We start from the raw sequence: 11224 nt of genomic DNA on the forward strand, positions 1-11224 counted from the left end.
GGTCTCCCACCCCGTTTGGGGGTAAGGCTCCCGGTAGACGACCGGGTTGATAGGCCGGGTGTGGAAGCACGGTAACGTGTGGAGCTGACCGGTACTAATAGGCCGAGGACTTGACCACAAAGCATACCTTTCCGGTGTGTGCAGCGCTCTGTTACCTTCGCTGGGTCCGGAGCCGCGCCGCATCGTGGTGAGGTTTCTTGCTCGCGTCCACTAGGCAATTCTGAGGCAGCAAACGGTTGTGTTTGTTGTTTCGCAAGGTTACGGCGGTTATGGCGGGAAGGAAACACCCGGTTACATTCCGAACCCGGAAGTTAAGCTTCTCTGCGCCGATGGTACTGCACTCGGGAGGGTGTGGGAGAGTAGGTCACCGCCGGACAATCTTTGGAGGGGGTTTCGACGCCTAGCGCGTCGAAACCCCCTCTTTTTTGGTGTTGGGGCACCTCCGCAGCCGGGCCGCGTCGAATGCCCTCTTCTGATGCTCGACTGGGAGTCCGGTGGAGCGACGCCTTGGAACTGCGGCGTCCGCAACTGGACAAGGGACCCGTGCGTGGTGGCGCGGGTCCCTTACGGCTGGTTCTGGGGGGTGACTCCGGGCGTTACTTGGGGAGGACCAGGAGAGCGTCGCCGATGCCGCGTTCCGAGCCGTCAGAGGGCCGGTTGACGACCTTGTTGTCGACCACCATCGCCGTCGAGCCGCCCCCGTCCAGGTTGATGGCCTGCTTGGCGCCCAGCCAGCGCATGAACTGGGCCGCCTCCACGAAGTTCGCGCCGACGGTCACTCCGGGCTGCCGGCCGTCGATGGCGGCCAGGATGAGGCTGCCGTTCTTGGTGGTGCCGAGGAGCGTGCGCGGGTGGCGGCGGAGGATCATGTTCATCGAGTCATGGCCGTCACGCTTGGCGGTGATCCTGACCTCGCCGTTGCGCACCAGCCCGACGCCGCCCGCGATGACGTTCAGCTCGGGGGTCAGCTTGAGTGCCTTGTTGGTGCGCAGGTCGACGACCTTGGTGTCGATCTTCACCTTCCACTCCTGCCAGGCATGCTCGTTGAGCCAGTCGGCGCCCACGCCGTTGCCGTGCAGCACCCGCATGCCCTTGACGATCTTCCCGCCGGAGGCGCGCAGGCCGACGACCTTGCCGTCGGCGTCGATCACGGCGTCGGTGCCGCCGGTGGGGGTCTTGGCGCCGTACTCCTCTGTGTAGAGGACCAGTTCGTCGGTGGCGGCGGCCCGGTTGACGCCGTTGACCTCGGTCTTCTCGCCGTCCTGCGAGATCGCGGTCACGGTCGTCTTCAGCTCGGTGATCTTGACGGTCCTGCCTCTGAGCACCACGGCCGAGCGGCCGGGGATTGCCTCGCTCAGGAGCTTGCCGTTGACCACGGACGCGCCGACGGGCTCGCCGCGCAGCGCCTTGGCGGTGTGAATGTTGAAGAAGCCGCCGTTGACGCCGACCAGCGCCTTGGCTGCCTTGGCCATCGACGAGACGGTTTCGCGCTTGGCCACGCTCTTGCCGAGCGAGGCCACGTACGAGCCGCGGAAGGCCTTTCTGTCGATCATGACGACTTTGACGTTCCAGGGGCCCGTGGTCTTGAGGCCGTCGTCGCCGAGGTAGTCGACCTTGACCTTCAGGTCGGCCTTCGTGAGTTGCTTGGCTGTCTTCTCGGCCTTCTTCTTGTCCTTGAAGGACCAGAGGCCGACCCGCACCATGTACACGGTCTGCGAGGGGGCGTCGGCGACGCCGGGCCTGATCACCTTCTGCAGGCTGGGGGTTTCTCCGGCGGCCTCCACCTCGGCCGCCGTGGCCTCGGCGGTCGGGAGGGTCCCGTAGTCGCGGCCTGACGGCATCAGCACGGTCACGGTGTAACCGTCGGTCGACGTGCCCGCCTGCACGTCGTACAGGTCGATGCCCTGTGCCACGGTCGTCATCTTCTTGGTCGCCGCGGGCCGGGTGCCCAGCGGGAACTTGGCCGACGGAAACCTGACCGACGCCTGCTCGGCCGCGACGGACGCGACCGGCAGCGTGGTGAGGGTGAGTGCCGCGGCTATGGCCAGGCCGCCGGCAAGGGTGCGTCGAGACATGAATTCTCCAGAGGGCGGTAAAAGGACCGCACCATCCTGACGAGATCAAGGTCTCTAAGGGAGGCGAACACGCGAAAGAAGTGGAGAGGTTACGAGATTGACACCACCAGTGGATACAATTCGGATATGACACAGAGCGGCATGTGGTGGTGGCCCGTAGACGGCCACTGATTCCCCATGTCCGGGCCGTCTCGAGACGGCCCGGTTAACGTGCGGGTTCTCTCCGGGACGGCATTAATCCCAAAGGAGAGACACCATGAAAGAGGTCGTGCTCACGGGTGACCGTCCGACCGGGCCGCTGCACCTGGGCCACTATTTCGGTTCGCTGGCCAATCGCGTCCAGTTGCAGGACGTCCATCCCATGTACGTCCTGGTCGCCGACTATCAGGTGATCACCGACCGCGACCTGCCCGGCCAGGTCCAGCGGAACATCACCGAGCTGCTGCTCGACTACCTGGCCGTCGGGCTCGACCCGGCCAAGGTCACGATCTTCCGGCACAGCGCGGTCCCCGAGCTGAACCAGTTGCTGCTGCCGTTCCTCAGCCTGGTGTCGGTGGCGGAGCTGCAGCGCAACCCCACGGTGAAGGACGAGATCGCGCACAGCTCGCAGCGGGCGGTCAGCGGCCTGATGTTCACCTATCCGGTGCACCAGGCGGCCGACATCCTGTTCTGCAAGGGCACGTTGGTGCCCGTCGGCAAGGACCAGCTTCCGCACGTGGAGATGACGCGGCTGGTGGCGCGCCGCTTCAACGAGCGCTACGGCGAGGTGTTTCCGCTGCCCGAGGCCATGATGGGGGAGCACCCGCTGCTCAGAGGGCTCGACGGCGGCAAGATGAGCAAGAGCCGCGGCAATGCGATCACCCTGTCGGCCACCGAGGACGAGACGGCCGCCCTCATCCGCAAGGCCCGCACCGACTCCGACCGGCTGACCACGTTCGACGAGACGCACCGCCCCGAGGTGGCCAATCTGCTCACGCTGGCGGCCCTCTGCCTGGGCCGGTCACCGCAGGACGTCGCGGAGGAGATCGGGTACGGTGGCGCCGCCGCGCTCAAAAGCCTGGTGACGGAGGCGGTCAACGAGTTCCTGCGCCCGATCAGGAAGCGCAGGAAGGAGCACTCAGAGCAGGACGTGCGGCAGATCCTGGCCGACGGCGACGAGCGGGCGCGTGAACGGGCGGTCGTCACCCTCGACGAGGTGCGGGCCGCGATGGGGTTCTAGCGACGTGGAGTGGCGCACGGGCGATGGTGAGCGGTTCATGCGGGTTGCCGGGTCTGATAGACCTTCCTGAGCGTCTCATGCACGATCCAGGTGGTCCTGGCGCCCTCGGCCAGCAGCCCGACGTCGCCGGGGCCGACCTCGATCGTGGTGCCGCCCTCGACGGCGATCGTGGCGCGGCCCGACAGCACGACGAAGATCTTGTCGGTCTCCACGCCCGTCACCACGCCGGGCGTGATCTCCCAGATGCCGCGGCCCTCGCCGAGCTCCAGTGAGGAGGCGGCGGGTGCGCCTGCCACGATCTGGCCGGGATCGAGTTCGTCCGGGGTCAGGCGCACGTCGTGGACGGGCACCGAGAAGGCTCCCGCGGTGGCCAGCATGCGGCCGAGGTCGGCCAGATCGGGCATCAGCACATCAGACATATCGCCCATTCCAGCACATCGGGCTGCTCACCGGCTCTCCCGGCGGAAGGACTCCAGGGCCAGCAGGGCCACATGGAGGGAAAGGCAGGACTCGACGTCGTCGAGATCGGTGTCCAGGATGCGTTCGAGGCGGCGCAGGCGGTCGTAGAAGGCGGGCCTGGACAGATGGGCCTTCTGGGCGGCGACCGCCTTGTTCCTGCCCGCGTCGAGGTAGATGCGCAGGATGCGGGTGAGATCGCCGCCCCGCTGCGCGTCGTGGGCCAGCAGCGGGCTCAGCTCCCGCTCGGCGAACGTCTGCAGCCTCGCGTCGTCGCGCAGCAGGTGGAGCAGGCCGCGCAGGCGCAGGTCGGGCAGCCGGTAGAAGGCCCGGCCGTCCGGCTGGCGGACCGCCACGTCGGCCACCTGCTCGGCTTCGAGAAAGCTGCGGCGTACGTCCCTGATGGACTCCACCAGCGAGCCCGCCGCCAGCACGAACGCCGAGCCGGGCCGCCACAACACGCGCAGCCGGTCGGCCAGCGCGGTCAGCGCCGCCTCGGCCTCGGCGCGCGGCGGCAGCGGCATCAGGACCCCGACGCGCTCCTGGTCGAGCGCTCCCACGAGGGCGGGCAGGCGCGCGTCGCGGCAGGCGGCGGCGGTCGCCTCGGCCAGCTCGCCGAGCAGCGCCTGGCCGTCCAGCGCCTGGTCCACCGGGTCGGTCGGCCTGATGACCACGCTGACCAGCTTGCGGCCGGTGAGCGGCACGCCGACCGCGCGGGCGCGGGCGGCGGCCTCCTCGGGATCGGCGTAGGCGTGGGTGAGGATGCCGGTGATGATCGTGCCGTGCGCCTGGCGTTCGAGCGACTCCTGGTGGCGCTCCAGCAGGCGGCCCAGGGCGAGCGTGGTGGCGGCGCGCTCGGCCAGCACCATGTCGCGCGGGCTCGGCGAGGAGCCGCAGATCAGGATCAGCCGCCCCCAGTCCTGCCCGCGCGCGCCGACCGTGGTGACCAGCCATCCCGAGGCGGCGTCGTACGCGGTGCGTTCGGCCGGGGCCACCGCCCTGGACCTGGTCTCCCACCCCGCCAGCAGGGCGCCCGTGTCGCGGCCGGCGGACTCGCAGGCCAGCACCTGGTGGGCGAGGTTCTCCAGCAGCACGGGCCGACCGGACAGCCTGGCCACCTGGGCCAGCACCTCGGCGGGCGAGGCGCCTTCGACCGACAGCTCGGTGAAGACCTCGTGCAGTTGCTCGGAGGCTCGCAGCTCCTCCAGCTGGATGTCGATGATCCGGGCGTGCACGGACTCGGTGATCTGTACGAACGGCGTCTCGCGGGTCAGCACGACGAGCGGCAGGCCGTGCTCCTCGGCGGTCTTGACCACTGCGCGGGGCAGCTCGCGGACGAACTTGCGGCCCAGCTCCACGATCAGGCCCGAGGCGCCCACAGAGGAGAGCTCGCCGATGTAGTCGGCGAGCTTCTCCGGGTCGTCGGGGAGCGCGACGCCCGTGGTGAGGACGAGCTCCCCGCCGCGCAGGAGATGAGCGATGTCGGCGATCTCGCCGACGTGCACCCACCGCACCTTGGTGTCGAGCCGGTCGGCGCCCGCGACCACGCGCGGGTTGCCCCGGCGCACGGTCTCCAAGGCGAGGACATCGGCGATGGTGGGCAACACGGGGCAGAGCCTAGCTGATCAGCCTGTAAGAACGGGTAAAGGGGGATTTACACTGTGAGTTGTTGTCATGGTGCCAGGTCCTCCTCGCGGAACTCGTGGCGGGGCTGGCGTACCCGCAGCTCAACCCGCCGGATCTTGCCGGAGATGGTCTTCGGCAGCTCGTCGAACTCCAGCCGCCGCACCCGCTTGAACGGCGCCAGCTCCCGGCGGCAGTGCTCGAAGATCGCCCGTGCGGTCGTCTCGTCCGGTTCGAAACCGGGTGCGAGCGTCACGTAGGCCTTCGGCACGGCCAGCCGCACCGGGTCGGGGGCGGGGACCACGGCGGCCTCCGCCACGGCGGCGTGCTCCAGCAGGACGCTCTCCAGCTCGAACGGCGAGATGCGGTAGTCGGAGGCCTTGAAGACGTCGTCGGTGCGGCCGACGTAGGTGATGTAGCCGTCCTGGTCGCGGGTGGCGACGTCGCCGGTGTGGTAGAAGCCGCCGCGCATGGCTTCACTAGATCCACCGACATATCCGGACATGAGGCCTAGGGGGCGGCGGTCGTCCAGCGGCAGGCAGATCTCACCGTCGTCCCCCTGCTCGCCCGAGACCGGGTCGATGAGGACCACCTCGTAGCCCGGCAGCGGCCGCCCCATCGAGCCTGGCCTGACCGGGTCGTCCGGCGCGTTGCCGATCTGCGCGGTGGTCTCGGTCTGCCCGTAGCCGTCCCTGATGGTGATGCCCCACGCCTTGGCCACCTGGTCGATGATCTCCGGGTTGAGCGGCTCGCCGGCGGCCACGGCCGTGCGCAACGGCAGCCGCCAGGCCGCGAGGTCCTCCTGGATGAGCATCCGCCACACGGTCGGGGGCGCGCAGAACGTGGTGACCTGCTCGTCCCGCAGCACCTCCAGCAGGGCGCGGGCGGAGAAGCGCTGGTAGTCGTGGATCAGCACGGTGGCGCCGGCGTTCCAGGGGGCGAACACGTTGCTCCACGCGTGCTTGGCCCAGCCCGGGGACGACACGTTGAGGTGCACGTCGCCCGGCCGCAGGCCGATCCAGAACATGGTCGACAGGTGCCCGGCGGGATAGGAGGCGTGCGTGTGCTCGACCAGCTTCGGTTGCGAGGTCGTGCCGGAGGTGAAGTAGAGCAGGAGCGTGTCCTGTGCCCGGGTGGGCTCGTCGGGGACGAAGTGCTCGGGCGCTTCGTACGCCTCGTGGTAGGACAGCCAGGTGTAGGCGTCACCGACGGCGATCTTCGTGTATTCGCCGCCCGTGAACTTGCCCGCGTCGGCGGCGTTGGCGATCACGTGGGCGACGCCGCCGCGCTCGATGCGCTCCGTGATGTCCTTCGCCGTCAGCAGCGTGGTGGCGGGGATGATGACCGCGCCCAGCTTCATCGCCGCCAGCAGCGACTCCCACAACTCGGCCTGGTTGCCCAGCATGAGCAGGATCCGGTCGCCGCGCCGCACGCCCTGCTGGTGCAGCCAGTGGGCGACCTGGTTGGAGCGGGCCGACAACTCGGCGAAGGTGTAGGAGGCGCTGCTCGCGCCGACGATCTTCAGTGCGACGGCGCCGGGTGTCTCCGCGGCCAGCACCCCGTCGAACCAGTCGAGCGCCCAGTTGAACTCCGACGGCTCCGGCCAGCGGAAGTCCCGGCGCGCGGTGTCGGGGTCGGAGCCGAGAAGGAAGTCACGGGCGGCGCGGAAATCGCTCATGTCTCGGATCCTGCTACGTCGCCAGCCGCCGCTCAAGGCCGTCGAGCATCGACACGAGCCCGAAGTCGAAACACATCTCCCGCATCGCCATCGGGTCGTCGTAGCTGTCCATGTTGATGCGCTCCAGCATGTCGGGGTGGCCTGCGGCGGCCCTGGCGACCGCGGCGCGCATCTCGTCGGGGTCGTACCGGGCGCCCATCGTGGCGTTCCAGGCGGTCTCGGGGATCGTCATGCCGAACACGTAGGCGGTCAGCGTGGCGTTGGCGAAGTCGATGTCGAGCCCGGTGAACCCGGCCGCCTTGAACATCTTGCGCATGCGGTCCGCGACGTCCATCGCGTGCGGGCCGAGCGCGGGCAGGCGGCCGATGAGGTCGGCCGACCACGGGTGGCGCAGGACCACCTGGCGCATGCCGTGTGCCAGGGCCGAGGCCGAGTCGCGCCAGCCCACCCGGTCGGGATCGGGGACGGTCATCTCGCCCCACACCTCGTCGTAGGCCAGCTCCAGCAGCTCGTCCTTGGTGGCGACGTACCAGTAGAGGCTGGTGGCGCCGGCGCTCAGCTTGGCGCCGAGCTTGCGCATGCTCAGCCCGCTGAGCCCTTCCTGGTCGAGCATCTCCACGGCGGCTCTGACGATCTCCTCGCGGCTGCGGCCGGGAGTGGCCGCCTTGCGCGGCTCGCGGAGCCATACGGAGGTGAACTGCTTGCCGGTCATACGCCCATGATAAAAGCACTCGCACGCCGTACGAGTTCTGCCGTACGGTGTGCGAGTGAACTCGAACATTGTACGAGACCCCCGTCGGTGGTGGACCCTCGTCGTCCTGTGCCTCTCGCTTCTGGTGCTGACCGTGGACGGCACCGTGCTCAACCTGGCGATCCCGTCGCTCATCGAGGAGCTCGGCGCCACGTACTCAGACATCCAGTGGATCCTGGACGCCTACGTGCTCGTCTTCGCGGGCCTCCTGCTGACCGCGGGCAGCCTGTCCGACCGTTACGGGCGCAGAAGGTTCCTGGTCGTCGGCCTGGCCTTCTTCGGCGGGGCGTCGCTGCTCGCGGTGCTGGCCACCGAGCCGTGGCAGGTGATCGGCGCGCGGGCGCTGATGGGCGTCGGCGGATCGATTCTGATGCCCTCGACGTTGTCCATCCTCATGACCGTCTTCGCCGAGGACGAGCGGCGCAAGGCCATGGCCATCTGGGGCAGCGTCGCCATGCTCGGCGTGATCGCGGGGCCGACGCTGGGCGGCTTCATGCTGGAGCACTACTGGTGGGGTTCGGTCTTCCTGCTGAACATCCCGATCGCGGCGGTGGCCATCATCGCCGCCTACGTCCTGATGCCGGAGACCCGCAGCGGCGGGCGGAAGATCGACCCGGTCGGCGTGGTGCTGTCGATCGCCGGCCTGACCGCGGGCGTCTACGTCATCATCGAACGCGAGTGGAACCCCCTGGTCATCGCCCTCGCCGTGATCGCCCTGGGCGCCTTCGTGTTCTGGGAGCGCCGCTCCGAGCACCCGATGTTGCCGCTGGCGTTGTTCAGGAACCGCAACTTCGGCGGCGCCTCCTTCTCGATCCTGCTCATGTCGTTCGGCGCCGGCGCCGTCATGCTGATGCTGACGCAGTACCTGCAGTTCGTGCTGGGCTACGGCGAACTGCGGGCCGGGCTCGCCATGTTGCCGCAGGCCGCCGCCGCGGTGTTGTTCAACGGGATCGGCGCGGGACTCGGGAAGAAGGTGAGCAACCGGATGCTGGTCTCGGGCGGTCTGCTCGTCATGGCCGCCGGCTTCGTGGTGATGGCGAGCACCACCGGCTACCTGCCGCTGATGTGCGGCCTCGTGCTGATGGGCGCGGGTGGAGGGCTGGCCGGGCCGTCGGCGTACGCGTCGCTGATGGGGGCGATCCCGCTGGAGCACGCCGGTGTCGGCTCGGCGCTCAACGACACCGTCCAGCAGGTGGGCCTCGCCCTGAGCATCGCCGTTCTCGGCAGCGTGCTGGCCGGGGTGTTCACCTCGTCCATGCCCGACGGCGTGCCCGCGGCGGCTCAGGAGTCGATAGGTGAGGCGTTCAGGCTCGGCATGGTGGAGCCCGCCAGGGAGGCGTTCACCACCGCCATGCACGTCGGGTCGTGGGTGGGGGCCGGGTTCACCGTGGCCGCCGCGCTGCTCGCGTTCACGGTGTTGCGGCCTGCCGCCGGCCCGGCCTCCGACGCCGTCGAGGCGCGCGAGCCCGCCGCCGAGGGGGTCTAGCAGACACGTGGCTCCCCGGCGGTCACGGACAAGAGGCAGGCCCGCTGGATGCCGGCGGGCCTGCCTGGCGTGCGGCGACCGCGGCAGGAAATTCTTCGGCCCCGCCAAACCGGAAAATCGGACAACATGGACGAACTCAACGCAATAATGCCTTTACATACGGTTGACTATCATGACTAAACGGGAATACTGGTTTATCCGTTGACCGTCGTTCGACTGAGACCGAGGATGCCATGTCGCTTGGCCTCGCCCTGGCCCAGGCAGAGCCGCACCAGGCACGCAGTCGTGCCGACGTCGCGGAAAGGCGCGGTCCGCACCGACATGGTCCATGCCGGACGTTGTGCTGATTCCGCCACGCGCCGCTAGCAGACTCTTCGGCGGTTGACATTTTCCGCCGGCTCTCCTCGACCTCAGGACTTGTCATGCCGCCAGACTCCTTCAGCGTCCCGATAGCGCTCATCGCCCTTGGCCTCCTCATCGCCCTCGTGGGCGTCGTGCTCCTCCACCTGCGCGTACGCCGCGATCTCGCCCAGGCCCGTGGGCAGCTCGGCAAGGCTCGTCAGGAACAGCGCCACCGGACGCACGAGTCCAGCGCCGGTCAGCAGCGGCTGGCCCAGGCGGAGCGCCAGATCAAGGAGAGCGCGGAGCAGGTGCGCGAAGCGCGCGCCCAGCACGACCTCGTACGCGCCGAGACCGAGCACCTGATCACGAGGCGAATTCCCGCCCTGCTGTCCCACCTGCGCACCCCCCACGTGGTCGTGCCCGGAGTGCAGGAGCCGGCACTCGCCGGCACCGACGTCGACAGGCAGCACAGCGCCCTCCTCGACGCGTTCGCCCGCGGCCTCAGAGAGGAAGGCGAGCGCATCGACGAAGCGGCCCAGGCGGTCATCAGAGGCGCGATGTCCCGCGTGCAGACCCAGGCGTTGCGCGCCCAGGACCTGCTCGCCGATGTGCAACAGCGCTACAGCGGCGACGAGCACACCGCGCTCCTGCGCGAGGTGCTGGGACTGGACATGTTCAACGAACTGATCATCCGTCGCGTGCAGGTGACCGGCATCGCGTGCGGCGCCACGCCCGGTCTGTCGCGTGACGACACGTATCTGGTGGACCTGGTGGTGGGCGCCGTCTCCCGGGTGGAGAACTTCGAGCAGCGCATCGAGAGTCCGGCCAACCACCTGCGCCGCCGGATCGGGGTCGCCGCCCGCGCAGCGGAGTCGATCCTGTTCATCACCGCCGAGTTGCTGGCCAACGCGGTCCACCACTCCTACGGCACGCTCAAGGTGAGCATCGCCGTCCACGAGACCAACAGCGGCGCCGCCATCGTCATCGACGACGCCGGTGTCGGCCTCAACGAGGAACAGTACGCCCGCGCCACCCGCCTGCTGAGCGGCACCCAGCCGATCCGCCTGGTCGACCTCGGCAACCCGCCCCGTACCGGCTGGGCGGCCATCGGCCGCCAGGCCGCGCACTACGGCCTGCAGGTCACGGTCAAGAAGAGCGCCTTCGGCGGCGTACAGGCCGTGCTCACCGTCCCCGCCGCCCTGCTGGTGGAGATGCCGGAGAACACCCGGCCGTCGGTGCTGGCGCCCGAGCCGGTCCGCGCCCCGGTCCCGGCCGGCCAGCCGGAGCGCATGCCGGCGGCTTCGCGGCTGGAGCCGGTCTCCTCCGCCGCGGATACCGACTTCGTGACGGCGCCGCAACAACGGTCGGCGGAGGACCTGGCGCCGCTCCCGCAGCGCCGCCGCCAGGCGCCGCGCGCCACGTCCGGCTCCGGGCGCGCCGGAGGCGGCTCGCAGGGCCCTGACGGCCGCACGCTCACCACCCCGGAGGAAGCCCAGAAGCGGTGGGGAGACTTCCAGATCGGAGCCGAAGCGGGCCGCCGCGAAGCATTCCCGACCGAGCCGCACGACACCACCGAAGGGAATTGACCGTTCCA

8 protein-coding genes and 2 rRNA genes are annotated in these 11224 nt (G+C 69.2%); 5 read left to right on the top strand and 5 right to left on the bottom strand.

Going from position 1 to position 11224, the window contains the following annotated elements; genetic code table 11:
- Positions 1-118: ribosomal RNA gene (locus ABGB01_RS00005) — 23S ribosomal RNA — on the top strand; the annotation flags it as partial.
- A gap of 141 nt (positions 119-259) precedes the next feature.
- Positions 260-376, top strand: a 5S ribosomal RNA gene (rrf, locus tag ABGB01_RS00010).
- Positions 377-596: 220 nt separating this feature from the next.
- Here the strand turns inward: rrf and ABGB01_RS00015 are convergent.
- Positions 597-2075, bottom strand: a complete 1479-nt coding sequence (locus ABGB01_RS00015) for a phosphodiester glycosidase family protein (RefSeq protein WP_347768904.1) — start codon at positions 2073-2075, stop codon at positions 597-599.
- A 256-nt stretch (positions 2076-2331) separates the two neighbouring features.
- On the opposite strand from ABGB01_RS00015, the gene trpS reads away from it, so the two are divergent.
- Positions 2332-3294 (top strand): tryptophan--tRNA ligase, encoded by a 963-nt coding sequence (trpS, locus tag ABGB01_RS00020; protein ID WP_347768906.1) that lies wholly within the window; start codon positions 2332-2334, stop codon positions 3292-3294.
- Between the two features lie 35 nt (positions 3295-3329).
- Here trpS and ABGB01_RS00025 read toward each other — a convergent pair whose 3' ends face one another.
- The 4 genes from ABGB01_RS00025 to ABGB01_RS00040 form a co-directional block, all read right to left on the bottom strand.
- Positions 3330-3713 carry a cupin domain-containing protein gene (locus ABGB01_RS00025; protein ID WP_347768908.1) on the bottom strand — a complete coding sequence of 128 codons (384 nt, stop codon included), beginning with the start codon at positions 3711-3713 and terminating at the stop codon, positions 3330-3332.
- 27 nt (positions 3714-3740) lie between these two features.
- Positions 3741-5357 (bottom strand): PucR family transcriptional regulator, encoded by a 1617-nt coding sequence (locus ABGB01_RS00030; protein WP_347768910.1) that lies wholly within the window; start codon positions 5355-5357, stop codon positions 3741-3743.
- A 65-nt stretch (positions 5358-5422) separates the two neighbouring features.
- Positions 5423-7051: an AMP-binding protein gene (locus tag ABGB01_RS00035; protein ID WP_347768912.1), complete on the bottom strand. Its 1629-nt coding sequence runs from the start codon at positions 7049-7051 to the stop codon at positions 5423-5425.
- 13 nt (positions 7052-7064) lie between these two features.
- Entirely contained in the window at positions 7065-7763 is a 699-nt protein-coding gene (locus tag ABGB01_RS00040) for a TetR/AcrR family transcriptional regulator (protein WP_347768914.1), read from the bottom strand.
- 55 nt (positions 7764-7818) lie between these two features.
- On the opposite strand from ABGB01_RS00040, the gene ABGB01_RS00045 reads away from it, so the two are divergent.
- On the top strand, positions 7819-9288 hold the full coding sequence (locus ABGB01_RS00045; protein ID WP_347768916.1) for an MFS transporter: 1470 nt from the start codon (positions 7819-7821) through the stop codon (positions 9286-9288).
- A 422-nt stretch (positions 9289-9710) separates the two neighbouring features.
- Complete coding sequence (locus tag ABGB01_RS00050) at positions 9711-11216, top strand: ATP-binding protein (RefSeq protein WP_347768918.1); 1506 nt, start codon at positions 9711-9713, stop codon at positions 11214-11216.
- Positions 11217-11224: the final 8 nt, after the last annotated feature.

The sequence above is a fragment of the Nonomuraea sp. B5E05 genome, from assembly GCF_039880665.1.
In the GTDB taxonomy this organism is placed as follows: domain Bacteria; phylum Actinomycetota; class Actinomycetes; order Streptosporangiales; family Streptosporangiaceae; genus Nonomuraea.

What these genes read in the sequence shown, in the direction of transcription:
- ABGB01_RS00015 (WP_347768904.1), bottom strand. Translation starts at nt 2,075, where the DNA reads ATGTCTCGACGCACCCTTGCCGGCGGCCTGGCCATAGCCGCGGCACTC.
- trpS (WP_347768906.1), top strand. Translation starts at nt 2,332, where the DNA reads ATGAAAGAGGTCGTGCTCACGGGTGACCGTCCGACCGGGCCGCTGCAC.
- ABGB01_RS00025 (WP_347768908.1), bottom strand. Translation starts at nt 3,713, where the DNA reads ATGTCTGATGTGCTGATGCCCGATCTGGCCGACCTCGGCCGCATGCTG.
- ABGB01_RS00035 (WP_347768912.1), bottom strand. Translation starts at nt 7,051, where the DNA reads ATGAGCGATTTCCGCGCCGCCCGTGACTTCCTTCTCGGCTCCGACCCC.
- ABGB01_RS00040 (WP_347768914.1), bottom strand. Translation starts at nt 7,763, where the DNA reads ATGACCGGCAAGCAGTTCACCTCCGTATGGCTCCGCGAGCCGCGCAAG.
- ABGB01_RS00050 (WP_347768918.1), top strand. Translation starts at nt 9,711, where the DNA reads ATGCCGCCAGACTCCTTCAGCGTCCCGATAGCGCTCATCGCCCTTGGC.